Raw genomic sequence first — 22427 nt, 5'->3', positions numbered from 1 at the left:
TTGCAGGTAATATATGCCTGTTTAGCGCGCGCGCCGCACTGGCGACGCGGGCGCTATTTGGGCTAACCTTGCTTTTTCTCGCTGTATTCCCGCCAACCGCCGCCTAATGCTTTATACAGGTTAATGATATTTAACTGTTGCATGAGACGTGTGCGTACCAGGCGCTGTTGCGCGCCATAAAGCATACGATGGGTATCAAGCAGCGTAAGGTAGTCATCGACGCCTTCCTGAAAACGGAGTCCGGCCAGCTCATAGGCGATTTGACTGGCTTCAACCGCGCGTTGTTCTGATTGCACCTGGTCATTCAGCGTACGCTGTCCCGCCAGACCATCCGCCACGTCGCGAAAGGCTTGCTGAATAACGTTTTCATACCTGGCGATTTCAATCTGTTTTTGGACATGCGCCCTATCCAGGTCAGCGCGTAATGCGCCGCCGTGAAAGAGAGGCAAGGTGATTTGCGGTAGAAAACGCCAGCTTCCCGATCCCGGTTCAAAGAGTCCGCTAAGAGACGCGCTGGCCGTTCCCGCCGTGCCTGTCAGGCTGATGGTCGGGAAGAAGGCGGCGCGCGCTGCGCCTATCCGGGCGTTTGCGCCGCGCAGCCTGTACTCGGCGGCGCGAATATCCGGGCGGCGTACCAGCAGATCTGACGGTAATCCGCCTGGCAGAGTGGTCGGGATCGCGTCTTCCGTAAGCGTGACCGCTTCGTTTAGTCGACGCGACAGTTCAGGCGTGAGCGGCTGGCCCAACAGCAATTCCAGCGCGTTACGATCCCGCGCCAACTGTCGCGTATACGCCGCGCGATTGATTTCGGCAGAACGCAGCGCGATCTCCGCCATACGCAGATCGAGCTGTGTGGCGTTGCCTGTCCGGGCAAGCTGGGTTGTCAATGTGTATGAACTTTTTTGCGCGGCCAGCGTATTTTCGGTTAAGCGCAGCAGCTCCCGGTCAGCCCGTAGCGTCAGCCAGGCGCTGGCGACTTCGGAAACCAGGCTCATTCGCGCCGCAATGTACGTCTCATCAAGCGCCATATAGGCGGCTAATGCCTGGTCGCTAAGGCTTCGCACTCGCCCCCAGAGATCCAGTTCCCAGGCCGTCGTCGCCCCAGCCATCTCGTAGCGTCGGTTAATCTCAGGCTCGTCCGTGACGCTGAGATCGGCGGGAGTGCGACCGGCGTCCATGGCGGTGGCGATGCCGAGCGTCGGCAGCATCTCCGCGCGCTGAATACGGTATAACGCCCGGGCGGCTTCAACATTGAGCCCTGCCTTGCGTAAATCCCGATTATTGCGTAACGCGATCGCAATCAGTTCCTGTAGAAGCGGATCGTGGAAGAAATCACGCCAGCCAATGTCAGCGGCATCCGGCGCGCCAGAAACAGTTGACGTTGCGTAGGGATAGACCATCGCAGTCGGCGATGCGGGGCGTTCGTGCTTCGGCGCCATCGTACAGCCAGCAAGCGTGGTGACGAAAGCAAGCGTCGCCAGCGTGGCGGTCTGCCGATAGCCTGTAAAAATGATCTTCATTATGCCATTCCCATCATTATGCTTGCTGATCATGCGAATCAACGCGGTTCTCACGCTTTAATGCCATCCTGCGAACCACCACGTAAAATACAGGCGTCAATAACAGGCCGAAGAGCGTGACGCCCAACATGCCGGCAAACACGGCGATGCCCATCGCATGTCGCATTTCCGCGCCGGCACCCGTCGCGAGTACCAGCGGTACTACACCTGCGATAAAGGCGAATGAGGTCATCAGGATAGGACGCAGACGCAGGCGGGACGCTTCCAGCACGGCGGTCAGCGGGTCTGCGCCGTCGTGTTCTTTGGCGCGGGCAAACTCGACAATCAAAATGGCGTTCTTGGCCGCCAGGCCGACCAGCACCACGAAACCAATCTGCGTAAAGATATTGTTATCTCCGCCAGATACCCACACGCCGACAATGGCTGAGAGTAATGACATAGGCGCAATAAGTAGGATGGCGAAGGGCAGCGACCAACTGTTGTACTGCGCCGCCAGGATCAGGAAGGCCAGCAGCACCGCCAGCGCAAAGATAGCAAGCGCGGAGTTGCCGGCCTGTTTTTCCTGATAAACCAGATCGGTCCATTCGAAGACCATCCCTTCCGGCAACGTTTCACGCACGATCTTTTCAATCGCGTCCGTCGCCTGTCCGGAGGAGAAGCCCGGAGCCGGTCCTCCGCTAATATCTACCGAGGGGAAGCCGTTGTAATGGATGATTCTGTCCGGCCCCGACTGGCGCATAATCGTGACGAAAGCGCTAAGCGGGATCATCTCGCCCTTCGCATTGCGGACTTTAAGCAGGCCGATATCCTCTTGCTGCATACGGAATGGCGCATCGGCCTGCGCCATCACTCGCCAGGTACGGCCAAATCGGTTGAAATCGTTGACGTAAAGCGAGCCGAGGTTAATTTGCAACGTTTCAAAGATGTCGGTGAGCGATACCCCCATTGATTTCGCCTTCACCCGGTCGATATCCACCTGTAATTGCGGGGCGTTCGTCTGGAAACTGGCCAGCATATTGGCCAGTTCGGGCGTCTGCATCGCCTTAGACATAATCTCGCTTTGCACCTTTGTCATCGCTTCAAATCCCAGTTCCGCACGATCTTCAATCTGCAATTTAAAGCCGCCCGTCGCGCCAAGCCCTGGAACCGGCGGTGGCGGGAAGATGCCAATAAATCCGTCGGGAATGTGGCTAAATTTGTGCATTAGCTTTCCGGCGATAGCGTTAGCGGAAAGCGAAGGATCTTCACGCTCGTCAAAGGGTTTCAGCATGGCGAACATCAGCGCCGAATTTGGCACATTTACCGGGCCGTTAACCGACAGGCCGGGGAAGACGACGACGCTTTCGACGCCGGGTTCCGCCAGTGCGATAGCGGACATCTGTTTTACGACCGCCTCTGTGCGATCCAACGATGCGCCGCTTGGGAGCTGGGCGATGCCGACGAGATAGTATTTATCCTGCGCAGGCACAAACCCGTTCGGCACCTGATGGAAGCCAAGCCAGGTCAGCCCCACAAAGCCAGCATAGAGCACCATCACAATGACGCTGCCGCGCACGGCCCGACGGACGGCGCTAACATAGCGGTTCGACGCGCTGTCGAAGAAACGGTTAAAGCGATGGAAAAAACCGCCAGTGACCGTGCCCATCAACCGCGTTAGCCAGTCAGCCTTCGCAGTATCGTGGTGCGGTCTTAGCAAAATGGCAGCCAGCGCAGGGGAGAGCGTCAGCGAGTTAATGGCCGAAAGGATGGTCGAAATAGCGATGGTCAACGCGAACTGACGATAAAACTCACCCTGCAGGCCCGCCAGGAATGCGGAAGGGATAAAGACCGCCGTCAGCACCGAGGTAATAGAAAGAATGGGACCAGTGACTTCATCCATCGCCTTCTTTGCCGCCTCTCCGGGGCTTTTGCCCTGCGAGATATGCCGTTCCACGTTTTCGACCACAACGATGGCGTCATCGACAACGATACCTATCGACAGGACCAAACCAAACAGCGAAAGCGTATTCAGCGAAAAGCCAAACAGGTGCATCAAGGCAAAGGTGCCGACCAGCGAAACGGGAACCGCCACCAGAGGAATAATGGACGCCCGCCAGGTTTGCAGGAACAGCACCACGACAAGGACGACCAGCACGAGGGCTTCCAGCAACGTAATCGCCACCGATTGTAGCGATGCGCGCACGAAGACCGTAGGATCATAGGCAATCCGGTATTCGATATCCTGCGGGAAGTTTTGCTGCAACTCATCCATTTTGCCGCGAATTGCGTTAGATACGTCAATCGCATTGGCGCCCGGACTTTGAATAATCTGTAACGCTGGCGCCGCTTCGCCATTCAGTAAACTACGCAGCGTATAGGCATCTGCGCCCAGCGTGACGCGGGCGACATCACGCAGACGCGTCACCTCGCCGTCAGCGCCGATTTTTACCACAATCTCGCCGAACTGTTCTTCGCTGGTCAGGCGGCCCAGCGTGTTTACCGTCATCTGAAAAGCGGCGGAGGCCTCCGGCTGTTGCCCGACGGAGCCGGCGGCGACCTGTACGTTTTGTTCCCGCAACGCCGTAACGATATCACTGGCGGTAAGACCGCGGTTGGCGATTTTCGCCGGGTCCAGCCAGACGCGCATGGCGTACTCGCCCGCGCCCCAGACGAGAACATCGCCGACGCCAGGTAAACGGGCCAGTTCGTCGCGAACCTGCCGGATGGCGAAGTTAGACAGGTAAAGCGAGTCATAGCGTTTTTGCGGCGAGACAAGATGGACCACCATCAACATATCGGGGGACGTTTTCTCCGTTACAACGCCAATTCGCTGGACTTCTTCGGGCAGGCGAGGCAGCGCGCGGGATACCCGGTTTTGCACCTGAATTTGCGCCATATCAGGATCGGTTCCCTGTTCGAAGGCGATAGAGATAACCATGCGACCATCAATGGCCATCTGGGTATTCATATACAACATGCCGTCAACGCCGTTGATCACCTGTTCCAGCGGCGCGGCTACCGTATCGGCAATCACTTGCGGGTTAGCGCCGGGGTAGCTGGCGCTAACCTGTACCGTGGGTGGCGTAACGGCCGGATATTCACTCAGCGGCAGTTTTAAAAAGGCGATAGCGCCAGCCAGCAGCATTAACAGCGACAGGACGATGGCGAAGATGGGCCGTGCGATGAAAAAGTGGGTGAATTTCATTGGCGCACCGCCTTCGACGCGCTGTCGCCGTCCGCTTTAGTCAATGTCGCGGTCTGTTTATCGGTCACATTCTGCCGCATCGGCACCAGACGCGGCGCAACGGTCATGCCAGGACGCACCAGCCCCTTGAGGATGATTTTTTCTCCCGGCTGTACTCCCTGTGTAACGACGCGGAGTCCATCGACCATTTGTCCCAGCTCAACCGGACGATACTCCACCTGATTCTCCTTGCCGACGATCAGCACATAGTTTTTGCCCTGATCGGCGCTCACCGCCAGATCGTCAATTAGCACGGTTTCCCGCGGCTCGCCGATGGGCAAACTGATTCGGGCAAACAGGCCGGGAGAAAGCATTCCGTCGGGGTCAGGAATCACGGCGCGTGCCCGGATAGTGCCGGTGCTGCGGTTCATCTGATTGCCCATAAAGTCGAGTACGCCCTGATAAGGCAGCCCGTTATCGGTGGTTAACCCCATGTTGACTACCGGTGGATTTTTGTCGGAGCGGGTATGCCGTAACGCCTTCAGCCAGGTGGCTTCGTCAATATCGAAATACACATACATGGGATTGTGAGACACGATAGTCGTCAGAAGCGTGGCGTTACCCGCTACGCCGCCGCTGACCAGATTGCCCCGGGTTACCAGTATGCGGTCAACGCGTCCGGCAATGGGCGCGGTAATACGGGTCCAGGAGAGTTCAAGGCGCGCTGCGGCGACGGCGGCTTTGGCCGATTGCATCTGCGCCTGTCGCGCATTACGCGTGGCGGTGACATCGTCAGCGTTTTTACGTGATACGGCGCCGCTGGCGACCAGTCGTTGAATGCGATCGAAATCCGCCTGCGCCTGGCGGGCCAGTACTTCAGCCTGACGTAATTGCGCGACGGCGGTGTCGAGGGCGACCTCGAACGGGCGCGGATCGATCTGGAACAGCAGTTGTCCGCGGCTTACCAGACGTCCTTCCGGAACGCTGACGGCGTCAAGGGTTCCTCCCACGCGCGAACGCAGCTCCACGGTCTCCGGCGCGGCCAGAAAACCGGTGAATTCCGCCGTAGGCGCGAGTGTGCGGCTAAGGGCTTTAGCAACCGGTACCGACGGTGGAGGCGGCGCGCTGGCCGGTGGTCCGACGGCGTTGTCTTTATCCCATAGTGCTTCGCCGGCCATGTAAATCACGCCCCCGATGGCGGCGATGACGCCGGCTATCAACATAATTTTGAATGTTCTACGCATGTCGTTTCCCTCTTTACCGCAGCGTGTTGGCCATTCCGCAACGCTGCCGCAGAATTTTTGGCAAAGGCTAGGCGTTACAACGAAGGAAAGGTCAAGCGTTCCTGACGGGTTTTTTCGGGGCGTGGGTCGGCATCGTGGCGTAAATGTCTCGCATCATCTTCTTTTATGAGCCATCTCACATTCTCGCCGAACCGTGCAGCCTGAATACGCTTGACCTTCCCACAATGGCAAGCTTTAGGCTTTCTGATACCGAATAGTCAGGATGGGGAAGTCGTCATGAGTCAGTCAGAAAATCGTCACGACACGATAAGCTTGCTTATTGAAGGTATGACCTGCGCGTCGTGCGTCGCTCGCGTTGAAAAAGGTATTAAGGCTGTGCCTGGCGTAACGGACGCTACGGTGAATCTGGCGACGGAGCGCGCCACCGTTCGCGGGACGGCGTCGGCGGAGGCGGTGATCGCGGCGATTGAAAAAACGGGGTATGAGGCGCGACCGGTAGAGACGGCGGGGCAGGGCGAAGACGACTCTCAAGAGAAAAAAGAGGCCGAGCGCGTCAGGCTGAAGCGCGATCTGATTCTCGCCAGCGTGCTGGCGCTCCCCGTTTTTGTGCTTGAAATGGGCTCGCACCTTATTCCTGGTATGCACGAGTGGGTGATAAAAACGATTGGCCTGCAACAAAGCTGGTACTGGCAATTTGCACTGACCCTGTTGGTGCTGACGATCCCCGGTCGCCGTTTTTACCTTAAAGGGTTCCCGGCGCTGGCGCGTCTGGCGCCGGACATGAACTCGCTGGTCGCCGTGGGAACCGCAGCGGCATTCGGCTACTCGCTGGTGGCGACCTTTACGCCCGACCTGTTGCCTGAAGGGACGGTAAACGTCTATTACGAGGCCGCCGCAGTGATTGTCGCGCTTATTCTGCTGGGGCGCTTTCTGGAGGCAAGGGCGAAGGGGCGGACTTCCGAAGCGATTAAACGTCTGGTGGGGCTACAGGCGCGGGTCGCGCATGTGTTACGCGAGGGCCGCATCGTGGATATCCCTGTCGACGAGGTTGTGCTGGGCGACTGTGTGGAGGTTCGGCCAGGCGAGCGGATCCCGGTTGACGGCGAAGTGACCGAAGGCCGCAGCTTCGTTGACGAGTCGATGATTACCGGCGAACCGATACCGGTTGAGAAATCCGCAGGAAGCGCGGTGGTGGGCGGTACCGTCAACCAAAAAGGCGCGCTCACGCTGCGGGCGACCGCCGTCGGCGGACAGACCATGCTGGCGCAAATCATTCGTCTGGTGGAACAGGCGCAGGGTTCAAAACTGCCGATTCAGGCCGTCGTGGATAAAGTGACGCTGTGGTTTGTCCCAATGGTAATGCTTATTGCTGCGCTGACCTTTGTGGTATGGCTGGCGTTTGGGCCGTCGCCTGCGCTGACTTTCGCTCTGATCAATGGTGTTGCGGTTCTGATTATCGCCTGTCCTTGCGCGATGGGCCTGGCGACGCCGACCTCCATTATGGTGGGAACCGGTCGTGGGGCGGAAATGGGCGTGCTGTTCCGTAAGGGGGAGGCGTTACAGCTACTCAAAGACGCTAAGGTGGTGGCCGTAGACAAAACCGGGACGCTTACCGAAGGCCGCCCGGTACTGACCGATCTCGACGTGGCCAGCGGCTTTGAACGCCGTGAGGTGCTGGCGAAAGTCGCGGCGGTAGAATCGCGTTCAGAGCATCCGATTGCCCGTGCGATTGTCGTGTCGGCAGAAGAGGAAGGGATCGCGCTACCAGGCATGAGCGGCTTCGAATCGGTGACCGGGATGGGCGTATACGCTACCGTTGACGGTACGCGTGTTGACGTGGGGGCCGATCGCTATATGCGCGAAATTGGCGTGGATATTAGCGGCTTCGCCACCACCGCCGAACGGTTAGGGCAGGAAGGGAAATCGCCGCTCTATGCGGCTATTGACGGTCAACTGGCGGCGATTATCGCCGTGGCCGATCCGATCAAACCCAGTACGCCCGCCGCAATTAACGCTTTACATCAGCTCGGCATTAAGGTCGCCATGATCACTGGCGATAATGCCCGCACGGCACAGGCTATCGCCAGACAGTTAGGAATTGATGATGTGGTTGCCGAGGTATTGCCAGAAGGGAAAGTCGAGGCGATACGGCGCCTGAAAGCGGCGTATGGGCAGGTGGCGTTTGTCGGCGATGGCATCAACGATGCGCCAGCGCTGGCGGAGTCCGACGTGGGGCTGGCGATTGGCACCGGCACCGATGTGGCGGTGGAATCCGCCGACGTCGTACTAATGTCCGGCAACCTGCAAGGCGTGCCGAATGCTATCGCGCTGTCTAAAGCGACCATCCGCAATATCCACCAGAATCTGTTCTGGGCCTTTGCTTACAATACGGCGCTGATTCCTGTCGCGGCAGGCGCGCTATTTCCGGTCTGGGGCATATTATTGTCACCGGTATTCGCCGCAGGGGCGATGGCGATGTCGAGCGTGTTCGTGCTGGGCAACGCTTTGCGGCTGCGCCGTTTCCGGGCGCCGATGGCAACCCCATCCGACACATCCACGACATGAGGAGGAGCGTCATGAACATCGGTAAAGCAGCTAAAGCATCGAAAGTCTCGGCCAAAATGATTCGCTACTATGAACAGATTGGTCTGATTCCCGCGGCAAGTCGGACGGATTCCGGCTATCGGGCCTATACCCAGGCTGATGTTAATCAATTGCATTTTATACGCCGCGCGCGCGATCTCGGCTTTTCAGTTGCTGAAATCAGCGACTTACTGAATCTTTGGAATAACCAGTCGCGGCAAAGCGCTGACGTCAAACGCCTGGCGCAGACGCACATTGATGAACTGGACAGACGTATCCAGAACATGCAGCACATGGCGCAAACCCTCAAAGCGCTGATTCACTGCTGCGCCGGCGACGCGCTGCCAGATTGCCCCATTCTGCATACGCTTGGACAACCTGACGATAGCGAGCCGGAGGCGCGTACCGGAGCGGTATTGCGCCGTCCTCGTCGCCACGGACTGGCAAAGCGTCTGTAAGTCCTGAGATTACGCTTGACCTTCCAACACTGGCAAGGCCCAGACTGGCAACAGTTCCCACACAAAAGGAGTTCACTATGCAGTTCCATATTGATGACATGACCTGCGGCGGCTGCGCCAGTACGGTAAAAAAGACGATTCTGACTCTCGATGCTAATGCGACGGTGAGAACTGACCCGGCGACGCGTCTGGTTGACGTTGAAACGTCGCTATCCGCGGAGCAGATTGCCGCCGCCCTGCAAAAGGCCGGTTTCCCGCCGCGCGAAAGGTAATCGTCAATGGCGATCGGTCTGGCGACAGGCCGGTCGCGATACGCTAGCCACGCTTCGCTTTTCTTTGCGTGAGATAATCCCCATAAAAACTGTGACAAATCATGTGCCAGTAAGCTTTGTTAATAATATGTAATGATTTGTCTATTTTTGCTAACATTTTACCTGCTATATACAAAAAGATAACAAATAAGTAGCGCAACGCTACCTTGTTACGTCGCTTTGACGACGGGAGCGCTCCAGCGTTTCGCCGCTTCAAAGCTTGATGTTATTTTTTGATGCAGGACACTACCTATGTACACCCCCCTGAACTGGACGACGACACAACGACATGTGGCGTTTGCCAGCTTTACCAGTTGGATGCTGGATGCGTTTGATTTCTTTATCCTTGTCTTTGTACTTAGCGATCTCGCCGAATGGTTTCACGCTTCCGTATCGGACGTTTCCATTGCGATTATGCTGACCCTGGCGGTACGTCCCATTGGCGCGCTGCTGTTTGGCCGAATGGCGGAAAAGTACGGACGTCGACCGATACTGATGCTCAATATTCTGTTCTTTACGGTATTTGAACTGCTTTCCGCCTGGTCGCCCACCTTCATGGCATTTCTGATTTTTCGGGTCATGTACGGCGTGGCGATGGGCGGGATATGGGGCGTCGCGTCATCACTGGCGATGGAAACCATTCCCGATCGTTCGCGTGGCCTGATGTCGGGCATTTTTCAGGCGGGCTATCCCTGCGGCTATCTGTTCGCCTCGGTTATTTTTGGCCTCTTCTACAGTATGGTAGGCTGGCGCGGTATGTTCCTGATTGGCGCCCTGCCTGTTGTCTTGCTGCCTTATATCTGGTTTAAAGTGCCGGAATCCCCCGTCTGGCTGGCGGCCAGAGCGCGTAAAGAGAATACCGCGCTGCTTCCTGTTCTGCGCAAACAGTGGAAGTTGTGTCTGTATCTGGTGCTGGTCATGGCGTTCTTTAACTTTTTCAGTCACGGCACGCAGGATCTCTATCCTACCTTCCTGAAGATGCAGCATGGTTTTGATCCGCATCTGATCAGTATCATTGCGATTTTTTATAACATTGCCGCCATGCTCGGCGGTATTTTCTACGGTACGCTATCGGAACGTATTGGGCGTAAAAAAGCGATCATGATCGCCGCCTTTCTTGCGCTTCCGGTACTCCCGCTATGGGCATTTTCCAGCGGATCATTCACGATTGGTCTGGGCGCGTTCCTGATGCAGTTTATGGTGCAGGGCGCCTGGGGTGTCGTGCCGACCTGGCTGAACGAGCTGGTTCCGGCGAATGCGCGCGCCGTGCTGCCAGGGTTTGTTTACCAACTCGGTAATTTACTGGCGTCGGTTAATGCGACGTTACAGGCCCGCATCGCGGAAACGCATGGCGGAAATTACGGGTTGGCAATGGCGATCGTGGCTGGCGCGGTGGCTATTTTAATCTGTGTATTTGTGGCATTTGGTCGCGAGACCCGGGGAGTCGTCATCTCCGGTACAGATAGCGACGCCCTCCCGGAGTCGGCCATCAGTCATCGCACGTAAACACTACGCTCCTGGCGCATACTGTCGCCGGGAGCACGCCTTCCTCCCGTCGTTTTCACGCCCTTTCAACGAACAACAAAGGTTAATGATGGCATCTGCCTTTCGTGACCATTACAATCATCGCTTACTTTTTTCTTTATAAGAAATTGATTGTTGGACCTTAAAATTATCAACGGAGCGAAGATATCATGTTGAAAGATAACCAAAAACACAACGAGTCTGTTGCCCCGAATAGCGCCTTTCTGTCTGAGTTACAACGTGCATTACCGGAATTTTTTACCGCCGATCGCTATAACGAGCAGGGCGAACTGATCGCGAAAGGCGGATTTGATCTCGCCAAATTTGAGCGCGCGTTGAAAGCGCGTAATATTGATGAGCTGACTAGCGGTTATCAGATTGATTTTATTGGCAAAGATTACGCAAAAAAACAGGCGGGTGAAAAATCCGTTACCGTTATCGTTCCTGACGTGGAACACAATACTCTGGCAGAAAATAAAAACAGCCATAATCTTTTTCTGACCGGAGATAATCTGGATGTGTTACGCCATCTGCAAAATAATTACGCCGATACCGTCGATATGATCTATATCGATCCCCCTTATAACACCGGATCGGACGGGTTTGTCTATCCCGATCATTTTGAATATAGCGATCGGGCGTTGCAGGATATGTTTGGTCTTAATGATACCGAACTGGCACGTTTAAAATCCATTCAGGGTAAATCGACGCACTCCGCGTGGTTATCTTTCATGTATCCGCGTCTTTTCCTGGCCAGGAAGCTCCTGAAAGATACCGGATTTATTTTTATCTCTATCGACGATAATGAGTACGCCAATCTTAAATTAATGATGGATGAGATTTTTGGCGAAGGCGGATTTGTCACCAATGTGATGTGGAAGCGCAAAAAAGAGATTTCTAACGACTCTGATAACGTTTCCATCCAGGGGGAATACATTCTTGTTTATGCCAAAACCGGTCAGGGCGCTTTACGTTTAGAACCGCTTTCTAAAGAGTATATTCAGAAATCCTATAAAGAACCGACCGAACAGTTTCCAGAAGGGAAATGGCGACCGGTGCCGTTAACGGTGTCAAAAGGGCTGAGCGGCGGCGGCTATACCTATAAAATTACCACGCCGAATGGTACGGCACACGAAAGACTATGGGCTTATCCTGAAGCCAGTTACCAAAAACTGGTGGCCGATAATCTGGTCTATTTTGGCAAAGATAACGGCGGTATTCCCCAGCGAGTCATGTACGCGCATCACAGTAAAGGGCAGCCAACGACCAATTACTGGGATAACGTAGCGTCGAATAAAGAGGGGAAAAAGGAGATTCTGGATCTCTTCGGCGACAACGTTTTTGATACGCCGAAACCGACCGCATTATTGAAGAAAATCATCAAGCTCGCTATCGATAAAGACGGCGTCGTTCTGGACTTTTTTGCCGGTTCCGGCACCACGGCCCATGCGGTAATGGCGCTGAATGAAGAAGATGGGGGGCAGCGCACGTTTATTCTGTGTACTATCGATCAGGCATTAAGCAATAACACTATCGCGAAAAAAGCAGGTTATAACACTATTGATGAAATCAGCCGCGAGCGAATTACACGCGTTGCGGCGAAGATCCGCGCCAACAATCCCGCGACCAATAGCGATCTCGGTTTTAAACATTATCGTTTTGCCACTCCGACACAGCAGACGCTGGACGATCTGGATAGCTTCGATATTGCTACCGGCCATTTTATCAATACCAGCGGTCAACTGGCCGCTTTCACCGAGTCAGGATTTACCGACATGATCAATCCTTTTTCCGCCAGAGGATTGGGCGTGCCGGGCGGCGCAAGCGGCGAAGAGACCTTATTAACGACATGGCTGGTCGCCGATGGTTATAAAATGGATATTGACGTACAGACCGTTGATTTTTCCGGCTATTGCGCCAGGTATGTTGATAATACGCGCCTGTATCTGATTGATGAACGATGGGGAACAGAGCAGACCCGCGATCTTCTCAACCACATTGGTACGCACCAGCTTCCGGTTCAGACCATTGTCATTTACGGCTACTCTTTCGACCTTGAATCCATTCGTGAACTGGAAATCGGCTTAAAACAGCTTGATCAAAAAGTGAACCTGGTGAAGCGTTATTAAGAGGGGATGATGATGAATATTTTACTGGAAGAACTTCCCCATCAGGAACAGGCGTTAGCGGCGATTCTGGCGAGTTTCACCGGTATCGATCACGCGCAGGCCGATCATAATCACTATGCTAATCCGCTGATTAAGGAACGTTACGACGATAAGGCCAATATTGACGTTAAAATGGAGACCGGGACGGGCAAAACCTATGTCTATACCCGGTTGATGTATGAACTGCATCAGAAGTATGGCCTCTTCAAATTTGTGCTGGTGGTGCCGACGCCAGCCATTAAAGAAGGCGCGCGGAACTTTATCACCAGCGATTACGCCAGACAGCATTTTTCACAGTTCTACGAAAATACGCGGATGGAACTTTGCACCATTAACGCCGGTGATTTTAAAGTAAAGTCGGGGCGTAAAAATTTTCCGGCCCAGCTATTAAGTTTTACTGATGCCAGCCGTCGTGATAGCCATACGATTCAGGTTTTGCTGATCAATGCGCAAATGCTCAATTCCGCCAGTATGACGCGAGACGATTACGATCAAACGCTACTGGGTGGGCTGACGTCGCCTGTTAAAGGGCTGCAAATGACGCGACCGGTGGTCATTATTGATGAACCGCATCGTTTTGCGCGAGATAACAAATTTTATCGAGCGATTCAGGCTATTCAGCCGCAAATGATCGTCCGCTTTGGCGCTACCTTCCCGGATATTGTCGAAGGTAAGGGTAAAAATAAATGTGTACGTAAAGATTACTATCGCCGGCAACCGCAGTTTGATCTCAACGCGGTGGACAGTTTTAACGATGGTTTGGTGAAAGGTATTGATATTTATTACCCGAATCTCCCCGAAGAACAGGCCAACAATCGTTATATCGTTGACAGCGTCACGGCAAAGAAATTAATCCTCCGACGGGGGGGCAAAATTGCCGAGGTTGGCGTGGGCGAAAATCTCGCCGATGTTGATGCAGGATTTGAAGGCAGTATCGAATATGCCGGCAGTAAAATGTTGTCGAACGATCTGGAGCTGGAGGCAGGGATGGCGCTGGTGCCAGGAACCTTTGGCGCGAGCTACCAGGAACTGATTATTCAGGACGCCATTGATAAGCATTTTGATACCGAGCAGGCAAATTTCTTACGCAGCAATGAGCCAGAAAATAATGCCCCGCGTATTAAGACCTTAAGCCTTTTCTTTATTGACAGTATTAAAAGCTATCGTGATGACGAAGGCTGGTTGAAAGTCACTTTTGAGCGTTTACTGAAAAAGAAACTGACGCAACTGATTGACGATTATCAGCGCAAGACCCTGCCGCGAGAAGCGGAGTATCTGTCGTTTCTGCAGGCCACGCTCGCCAGCCTGCACTCGGATAACCAAAACGTCCACGCTGGTTACTTTGGCGAAGACCGCGGAAGCGGCGATGAGGCGATCCAGGCTGAAGTAGATGATATTCTGAAAAATAAAGAGAAGTTGCTCAGTTTTTCAGACCATCACGGCAACTGGGAAACGCGCCGCTTTCTGTTTTCAAAATGGACGCTTCGCGAAGGCTGGGATAACCCGAATGTTTTTGTCATTGCTAAATTACGTTCTTCCGGTAGCGAGTCGAGCAAAATTCAGGAAGTGGGGCGCGGCCTGCGGCTACCGGTAGATGAAAACGGCCATCGCGTTCATCAGGAAGAGTGGCCGTCCCGGCTGTCGTTTCTGATTGGTTATGATGAAAAAGCGTTTGCCAGTATGCTGGTTGATGAGATTAATCGCGACAGCAAAGTTCAGCTTAACGAGCAGAAACTGGATGAGGCGATGATCACACTCATCGTCACCGAGCGGCAAAAAGTCGATCCTGCGTTTACGGAGCTTCGTTTGCTGGAAGATCTGGATGATAAAAAACTGATCAACCGGAGTAATGAGTTTAAACCCAGCGTCACGCTTAACGGGGAAACCAAAAGTGGTTTTGCGTGGCTACTGGAGTTCTACCCTGAGCTGACGCAGGCGCGGGTGCGAGCGGATCGCATTCGTGACAATAAGCCCGCCTCTCGACTGCGAGTCAGGTTACGCAAAGAGAATTGGGAACAACTTAGCAGTATCTGGGAGCAGTTTTCCCGCCGTTATATGCTGCAATTCGAGCGTAGCGGCGCGTCTCTGGAACAAATTGCCGCCGAGGTGCTGCGCGATCCGGCGCTGTATATACGCCAGAAGCCAAGCCAGGTGCAACAACGGCTGGTATCGAATGAAGATAATGGCCGTTTTGAAGTGGCGCAGCGGGAAGGCGAATTAGCCGCCAGCGAATTTATGGCAGGCATGAAATATGGCCATTTTCTTAAGCAACTGGCGTTACGCACCAGTCTGCCGGTTAACGTCCTGCACCCGGTGTTAATGGCGATGCTGCGTGATGTTTTGCACGGAGATTCACGCTATTTAAGCGAGATCTCGTTGGACAATATGACCCGCGCATTACAGACGCGGATTAATGCGCATTTTGCGCAGCGCCACGATTATCTGCCTCTCGATTTTCAGGCTTCAACGTCGGTATTTGATTCCACGGCACGGCAGTTCAGAGAGGAGATTAGCGCTGAAATTGTGGGGAAAAATGTGGATGAGAATGCGATAGACGATCCCCGTTCTCTCTATCAAATACCGCCGTTGCGTTATGACAGCGTCGATCCAGAATTGCCGCTATTAAAATACGATTATCCGCAACAGGTTTCGGTGTTTGGCAAACTGCCTAAGCGGGCCATTCAGATCCCCAAATATACGGGGGGTTCTACTACGCCGGATTTTGTGTACCGTATTGAGCGTCAGGACGCCGACAGCGTTTATTTACTGGTTGAAACTAAAGCAGAAAATATGCGCGTAGGCGATCAGGTTATTCTTGATGCGCAACGTAAATTCTTCGATATGCTGCGTCGGCAAAATATCAATGTCGAGTTTGCGGAAGCGACCAGCGCGCCGGCGGTATTTTCTACGATCAATGGCTTGATTGAGGGGAAGGTAAACTAACGGGTTTGAATAGACCTTAACGGTTATCTTTTTGATAGACCATATAAAATGGCCGCCGCGCAGCGAGCGTTGCGGTCATTCTCCCTGTGCTAATCCCCCGTCCCGTAAACCGCGTTGACTTGAAGGTTATCGTTTTACGTCTATTCTTAACTTTCAGCTACGCGTATTTTGCTGAAATTGCAAATAGTCTTGAAGACGCTGTTTTTTTGTTTTGCCGTTATTTTTATAACGGCCAGGTAGATATTGCCAAGTGAATGTAACTAAGGGAGACATGTTATGCTAAATAGATACTACCGTTTCGCTGTCGAAAAAGACGACCCCTCCGAAGCACCAGAGTCGGGCGATAAGCCTGACAGCCAGCCGCAAAAAAAATCGTAATTTATCTGGATATTCCCCGACGTTTTTACGTTTGGGGAAAATAACCGTTTCGTTTCAACCTGGTTGCGAACAGTGAATATTTTACACGAAGTGACTATATATAAACGGGAGGGAACATGGAGTTTGATGCCTTCTTTTTAGCGAGACTCCAGTTTGCCTTTACCGTCTCTTTTCATATTATTTTCCCCGCGATTACGATTGGCTTAGCCAGTTACCTGGTGGTACTGGAAGGTCTATGGCTAAAAACGCGTAATCCTGTCTGGCGCTCGCTCTATCAGTTCTGGCTCAAAATTTTTGCCGTCAACTTCGGGATGGGCGTGGTCTCCGGTCTGGTCATGGCTTACCAGTTCGGAACGAACTGGAGCGGTTTCTCCCAGTTCGCCGGCAGTATCACCGGGCCTTTATTAACCTATGAAGTGCTCACCGCATTCTTCCTGGAAGCGGGATTCTTAGGCGTGATGCTTTTTGGCTGGAACAAAGTCGGGCCGGGTCTGCATTTCTTGTCTACCTGTATGGTGGCGTTGGGCACGTTAATGTCGACGTTCTGGATTCTGGCGTCTAACAGCTGGATGCATACCCCGCAGGGATTTGAAATTCACAACGGTCAGGTGGTCCCGGTGGACTGGTTCGCGGTGATTTTCAACCCGTCGTTCCCGTATCGCCTGTTGCATATGTCCGTTGCGGCGTTTTTAAGTAGCGCGATGTTTGTCGGCGCGTCCGCTGCCTGGCATTTACTGAAAGGTAACGATACGCCGGCTATCCGCCGTATGTTCTCAATGGCGTTATGGATGGCGGTCGTGGTGGCGCCCGTTCAGGCATTGATTGGCGATATGCACGGCCTTAATACCCTGAAGCATCAGCCGGTCAAAATTGCCGCGATTGAGGGGCACTGGGAAAATACGCCCGGCGAGCCAACGCCGCTTACGCTGGTAGGCTGGCCGGATATGGAGGCGGAACGGACCCGCTATGCGCTTGAGATCCCGGCGTTGGGCAGTCTGATCCTGACGCATAGCCTGGACAAACAGGTGCCTGCGCTAAAAGATTATCCCAAAGAGGATCGCCCCAACTCTACCGTGGTGTTCTGGTCTTTCCGTCTGATGGTGGGCATGGGCGTACTGATGATCTTCCTGGGGCTGGCCAGCCTGTGGCTACGCTACCGACGCCGACTGTATCATTCGCGGCCCTTTATGCACTTTGCGCTGTGGATGGGGCCGTCCGGGCTTATCGCCATCCTTGCCGGATGGGTGACGACTGAAGTAGGACGTCAGCCGTGGGTGGTCTATGGCCTGCTGCGAACGCGTGATGCGGTTTCCGCGCACAGCACCTTGCAGATGAGCATCAGTTTGCTGGCCTTCTTTGTGGTCTATTCCCTGGTCTTTGGGGTTGGCTATATTTATATGATTCGCCTTATCCAGAAAGGGCCGCAGCCGGCGGAGACACCGACCGCTGAAACCGATGGCAGACCCGCGCGTCCTATCTCTGCCGTGGGAGAATCGCTTGAGCAGGAGAAACGCGAATGACCATCGATCTTCCGGTTATCTGGTTTGCTATTATCGTGTTCGCCACGCTGATGTATATCGTGATGGATGGTTTCGATCTGGGCGTCGGTATCCTGTTTCCGTTTATTCGTGATAAACACGATCGCGATGTTATGGTGAACTCGGTCGCGCCGGTATGGGACGGGAACGAAACCTGGCTGGTGCTGGGCGGGGCCGGGCTTTTTGGCGCGTTCCCGTTGGCTTATGCCGTCATCACCGACGCGCTGACTATCCCGCTGGTGGTTATGCTGCTTGGTCTTATCTTTCGCGGCGTCGCTTTTGAATTCCGTTTTAAAGCCACCGAGTCGCATCGCGCGTTCTGGGATAAATCCTTTATCGTCGGGTCAATCCTGGCGACCTTTGCCCAGGGGGTTGTGGTGGGCGCGGTGGTGAGCGGTTTTCAGGTGGAAGGGCGAACCTTTAGCGGTTCGCAGCTTGACTGGCTGACGCCGTTTAACCTGTTCTGCGGCGTCGGTCTGGTCGTCACCTATGCGCTGCTGGGCGCTACCTGGCTGATTATGAAAAGCGAAGATCCGCTGCATAGCCGGATGTGCGCGCTGTCGCGCCCGTTGTTGATCGTCTTGTTGCTGGTGATGGGAGGCGTCAGCGTGTGGACGCCGCTCACCCACGACGACATCGCCGAGCGCTGGTTCACGCTGCCCAATTTATACTACTTCCTGCCGGTGCCTGTGCTGGTGTTGGCTTTTAGCATCTGGCTATGGCGCAGCGTGAAAAAACCAGAATCCCATGCGCGCCCATTTATTCTCACGCTAGGGTTGATTTTTCTGGGGTTCAGCGGGTTAGGCATCAGTATTTGGCCGAATATTATTCCACCGGATATTTCGCTGTATGCCGCCGCCGCGCCGCCGCAAAGTCAAAGCTTCATGCTGGTTGGGGCGCTGATAATCATCCCGATTATTCTGGCTTATACCTTCTGGAGCTACTACGTCTTCCGTGGAAAAGTGCGACATGGAGAGGGATATCACTGATGGTTAAAGTGAAAAAATGGTCGCGGCGAGTCGTATGGATGGTCGCGATATGGTGCGCCAGCGTGCTTCTGCTGGCGGGCGTCGGAATGTTATTCAGACTGCTCATGACCTCCGCAGGATTTCGCTCCTGACTGATATCCCCCGGACGCGCTTTCGTCTCTCGCGAAAGCGCGTTTTTATCGACAGATCGGCGTTTATCGATCACCTTTGCTCGCCTTATCTCTCCCCTCAATAGCGGTTGATAATTATTCTCATCTTTATTGTCGTTCCCGGGCCGCAGTGATATGGTTACACAGTGGCTAACGCTCTGGTATAACGCAGATAAACGGTATTGATAATGTCTCCGATCTCCTGTCACTCTTCCGCCGCCCCGGCGATGAAAAAGATCTTTTCCGTCAGCGATTTCATCGCGTTTGGCGAGCGTTATGGCATTGATTACCGCTTCCCTGCGTTACCGCAGTATACGCAGAGTAGTCCCGTACTTCATGGCGATATCGAAGAGATAGCGCTTCCCGGCGGGATTTGCATTACACGCTCGGATGTTCACGTGTTACAACCTTATGAAACCACCTCTCGCCATAGCAGTCCGCTGTATATGCTGGTGGTGCTGGAAGGTAACGTCGCGCTGGCTGTCAATGAGCAGACCTTTTTGTTGAGCGCGGGGATGGCGTTTTGCTCGCAACTGAGTGAGCAGCAGACGATACGCGCCCATCACGGCGCAGACAGTAAATTGCGCACCTTGTCGCTGGGAATGTACCCGGACGGCGGATGGCGGGAGCGTTTGCCTGTCTCGCTGGCAGACGAGTGGGAACATCGCGCGGCCTCGGCGAGGGTCTGGCAGGTGCCGGAGTTTCTGCTTTCGGGGCTACGTTATGCGCAGCAGCCCGGACCTCATGCGGCGTCACGCCAGTTAATGCTGGAAGGCATCATGCTGCAATTGTTGGGCTATGCGCTAAATCTATGTCAGCCCGCAACGCAAAAACGCGGGCTTCCCGTCACCGGTGAATACCAGCGGCTGGAGCTCATTCGGCGTTTACTGGAGCAGACGCCGGAAAAAGCCTACACGCTGAACGAACTGGCGCGTCGGGCGGCAATGAGTCCAAGTAGCCTGCGGTGCAAGTTTCGCCATGCCTATGGGTGTACCGTGTTTGATTATCTGCGTGATTGCCGCCTGGCGCGCGCGCGTCGTTATCTGATGGAGGGATACAGCGTGCAGCAGGCCGCCTGGATGTCAGGCTATCAACATGCCACAAACTTTGCGACGGCATTTCGTCGGCGTTATGGCTGCTCGCCCGGCGAGCTGCGTGACGCGTCTCTGACGGCGTCCCGCCACTGTGCGTAACGCGCCCCGCCAGAGCGGTAATATCCGCCGCTAACCCGGTTTTCTGCCGCTTTGGGTGATTTTTTATCATTGCGCATAGGCAATCTGGCGTTACGCATAGTGGTCCGTTATCTCTAAAAGGTAATAATTCTTATTTACAATAAAGATGCCTTTGGAGATGTTCATGTTTGCGACAACGCGTATGGCGCTATTGATAGGCGGAGCTATCGGCGGCGCGACTTTTCCTCTTTTTGCCCAGGAAACCACAAAAAATGATACGGTCATTGTCACCTCGCCCGTTCAGAGTGGCGCGACTAAGCTGGCGACGCCAGATATTGAAACGCCGCAGTCGGTATCCATTATTACCCGCCAGCAGTTTGAAGAGCAGGGCGCAACCAGCGTGCGTCAGGCGGTCAGCTACACCCCAGGCGTATACAGTAATCAGATAGGTGCCTCTAACCGCTTTGATTACATCGTATTGCGTGGTTTTTCGGACGGTAGTCTGGATAACGTCTATCTCGACGGGTTAAAAATGATGGGCGACACCAATTCGCACAGTTCGTTGGTGGTTGACCCCTGGTTTCTGGAAGATATCGAGGTGGTACGCGGCCCGGCGTCCGTTCTGTATGGACGTTCATCGCCAGGCGGCATTGTCGCGTTGACGTCGCGAAAACCGGCGTTTGATGCCGGGGGAGAGGTGAAGCTGTTTGCCGGCAATCACAACCAGCGCGGGGCGGCTTTTGATGTGACCGGCCCACTGGATGACAATGAACGTGTGGCGGCGCGTCTTAGCGGCATGACACGTTACGCCGATTCGCAGTTTACCCCCTTGAAAGAGGAACGTTATGCGCTGATGCCGAGCCTGACCTGGCGAATTACCGATCGGACGCGTCTTGATCTTATGGCCTATCTGCACCGTGATCCGGAAGGCGGTAGCCACTCCGGACTGCCTTATCAAGGCACGGTTGTACCTTATAACGGCGGAAAAATTTCTAACACTTTCTTTGAAGGTGAAGATGACTACGACAAATACGATCGCCGTGAAAATATGGTGGGTTATAACATTGAGCATCTGTTCGATAACGGCTGGTCGGTACGGCAAAAATTGCGTTATTTGCATACCAAAGTGACGTTGAATCAGGTCTATGCCGCAGGTTGGTTGAATGAAACGGCGCTGAATCGCGGCTATTCCGGCTCCGGGGAGAAAATGTCGGCTATCGCGCTGGATAATCAGCTCGACGGCAGCGTGGATACCGGGGCGATTAATCATCGTCTGCTGGTGGGGATCGATTATCAGGATCGCAGTAATCATACTACTGGCTATTATGGCGCGTTTCCGCCGATTGACGCTTTCAACCCTGTTTATGGCGCTCAGCCGGATTACATTACGTTGTATAGCCGTGAAAAACATAAGCTGCGGCAGACCGGATACTATTTACAGGATCAGATGTCATGGGATCGCTGGCGCTTTACGTTGGGCGGTCGTTACGATCGGGTCAGCGTGTCTAACATCGACAAACTTCATGATTCACGCAGCGATCTCGATAAAAACAACGTCAGCACCCGTGCCGCGTTGCTTTATCTGTTCGACAATGGCGTCGCCCCCTATCTCAGTTATTCTACCGCGTTTACGCCGACCAGCTTCGCCGACGAAAACGGCAATGTGCTGGAACCGATGAAAGGCAAGCAGTGGGAGGCGGGGGTAAAATACGAACCGCTGGGGGGGAACAGCCAGTTTAGCGCCGCCGTGTATCGTATTAACCAGACCAATATCGCGACCAAAGAAGAACCTACCGATCCGTACCGCTCGATTGGTGAAATTGAGTCTAAAGGGGTTGAACTGGAGGCCATTAGCCATTTGTCGGATAGCGTCCGTTTGCAGGCGGCGTATACCTATACTGATATCCGTTATAAGAAAAGTAGCCCGCAAGAGCAGGGGAAGCGCGCGGTTTATGCTCCACGGAACCAGGCCAGCGCCTGGCTAAGCTACGATGTGAAAAGCGGTCTGTTAGAGGGGCTGACTTTGGGCTCCGGCATCCGGTACGTCAACGGCGTGACCAGCGATCGCCTGAATACCCACACGTTGCCGTCCTATACACTGGTCGACATGGTGGTTGGGTATGATTTATCCAGCATTGGGTTAAATGGCTTGAGCGCCCAGCTCAACGTAAATAACCTGACGGACAAACGCTATGTCGCTGCCTGTAATTCGCTCTCTTATTGTTATTTTGGCGCCGAGCGTAGCATTGTAGGCAGCGTGTCATGGGCGTTTTGATAACGCTTATCG

15 protein-coding genes and 1 pseudogene are annotated in these 22427 nt (G+C 54.1%); 13 read left to right on the top strand and 3 right to left on the bottom strand.

The genetic code is table 11. The features are described 5' to 3' along the window. Positions 1-62: 62 nt before the first annotated feature. From mdsC to mdsA, 3 genes are read right to left on the bottom strand one after another with little or no spacing between them, the layout of a single operon-like run. Complete coding sequence (mdsC, locus tag ACLJPQ_RS04700; RefSeq protein WP_023217004.1) at positions 63-1520, bottom strand: multidrug efflux transporter outer membrane subunit MdsC; 1458 nt, start codon at positions 1518-1520, stop codon at positions 63-65. Positions 1521-1536: 16 nt separating this feature from the next. Beyond that, positions 1537-4704 carry a multidrug efflux RND transporter permease subunit MdsB gene (gene mdsB / locus ACLJPQ_RS04695; protein ID WP_023217005.1) on the bottom strand — a complete coding sequence of 1056 codons (3168 nt, stop codon included), beginning with the start codon at positions 4702-4704 and terminating at the stop codon, positions 1537-1539. Beyond that, positions 4701-5927 carry a multidrug efflux RND transporter periplasmic adaptor subunit MdsA gene (gene mdsA / locus ACLJPQ_RS04690; RefSeq protein WP_001254851.1) on the bottom strand — a complete coding sequence of 409 codons (1227 nt, stop codon included), beginning with the start codon at positions 5925-5927 and terminating at the stop codon, positions 4701-4703. The genes mdsB and mdsA overlap by 4 nt, the downstream gene beginning before the upstream one ends. Before the next feature lie 276 nt (positions 5928-6203). Here mdsA and golT point away from each other — a divergent pair, with 276 nt between their 5' ends. The 13 genes and pseudogenes from golT to foxA all read left to right on the top strand — a co-directional run bounded on the left by golT (position 6204) and on the right by foxA (position 22415). After that, positions 6204-8492, top strand: a complete 2289-nt coding sequence (gene golT / locus ACLJPQ_RS04685; protein ID WP_023217006.1) for a gold/copper-translocating P-type ATPase GolT — start codon at positions 6204-6206, stop codon at positions 8490-8492. Between the two features lie 11 nt (positions 8493-8503). Then, positions 8504-8968 (top strand): Au(I) sensor transcriptional regulator GolS, encoded by a 465-nt coding sequence (gene golS / locus ACLJPQ_RS04680; RefSeq protein ID WP_001020583.1) that lies wholly within the window; start codon positions 8504-8506, stop codon positions 8966-8968. Between the two features lie 77 nt (positions 8969-9045). Next, complete coding sequence (golB, locus tag ACLJPQ_RS04675; RefSeq protein WP_001159470.1) at positions 9046-9240, top strand: gold resistance metallochaperone GolB; 195 nt, start codon at positions 9046-9048, stop codon at positions 9238-9240. A gap of 291 nt (positions 9241-9531) precedes the next feature. Beyond that, entirely contained in the window at positions 9532-10785 is a 1254-nt protein-coding gene (locus ACLJPQ_RS04670; protein WP_000288503.1) for an MFS transporter, read from the top strand. A gap of 188 nt (positions 10786-10973) precedes the next feature. Beyond that, positions 10974-12932 (top strand): site-specific DNA-methyltransferase, encoded by a 1959-nt coding sequence (locus ACLJPQ_RS04665; RefSeq protein WP_080184613.1) that lies wholly within the window; start codon positions 10974-10976, stop codon positions 12930-12932. 9 nt (positions 12933-12941) lie between these two features. Next, positions 12942-15914 (top strand): type III restriction-modification system endonuclease, encoded by a 2973-nt coding sequence (locus ACLJPQ_RS04660; protein ID WP_080184612.1) that lies wholly within the window; start codon positions 12942-12944, stop codon positions 15912-15914. Positions 15915-16190: 276 nt separating this feature from the next. Next, positions 16191-16292, top strand: a complete 102-nt coding sequence (gene ssaA / locus ACLJPQ_RS04655) for a small effector SsaA (RefSeq protein WP_000934834.1) — start codon at positions 16191-16193, stop codon at positions 16290-16292. A 116-nt stretch (positions 16293-16408) separates the two neighbouring features. Beyond that, positions 16409-17812, top strand: a complete 1404-nt coding sequence (locus tag ACLJPQ_RS04650; protein WP_000393711.1) for a cytochrome ubiquinol oxidase subunit I — start codon at positions 16409-16411, stop codon at positions 17810-17812. Continuing rightward, entirely contained in the window at positions 17809-18819 is a 1011-nt protein-coding gene (gene cydB / locus ACLJPQ_RS04645) for a cytochrome d ubiquinol oxidase subunit II (protein ID WP_000151045.1), read from the top strand. The genes ACLJPQ_RS04650 and cydB overlap by 4 nt, the downstream gene beginning before the upstream one ends. Beyond that, complete coding sequence (locus tag ACLJPQ_RS04640; RefSeq protein ID WP_305954967.1) at positions 18765-18950, top strand: DUF2474 domain-containing protein; 186 nt, start codon at positions 18765-18767, stop codon at positions 18948-18950. Before cydB ends, ACLJPQ_RS04640 begins: the two co-directional genes overlap by 55 nt. Further along, a pseudogene (locus tag ACLJPQ_RS04635) lies at positions 18869-19061 on the top strand (hypothetical protein). Before ACLJPQ_RS04640 ends, ACLJPQ_RS04635 begins: the two are co-directional and overlap by 82 nt. A 95-nt stretch (positions 19062-19156) precedes the next feature. Next, positions 19157-20161, top strand: a complete 1005-nt coding sequence (gene foxR / locus ACLJPQ_RS04630; protein ID WP_000074598.1) for a ferrioxamine uptake transcriptional regulator FoxR — start codon at positions 19157-19159, stop codon at positions 20159-20161. A gap of 145 nt (positions 20162-20306) precedes the next feature. After that, positions 20307-22415, top strand: coding sequence for a ferrioxamine B receptor FoxA (foxA, locus tag ACLJPQ_RS04625; RefSeq protein WP_001127717.1), 2109 nt, complete (start codon positions 20307-20309; stop codon positions 22413-22415). Positions 22416-22427 lie beyond the last annotated feature (12 nt).

This window comes from Salmonella sp. SAL04213 (assembly GCF_046550535.1).
In the GTDB taxonomy this organism is placed as follows: Bacteria; Pseudomonadota; Gammaproteobacteria; order Enterobacterales; family Enterobacteriaceae; genus Salmonella; species Salmonella enterica.
This window is presented reverse-complemented; position numbering and strand designations above follow the sequence as displayed.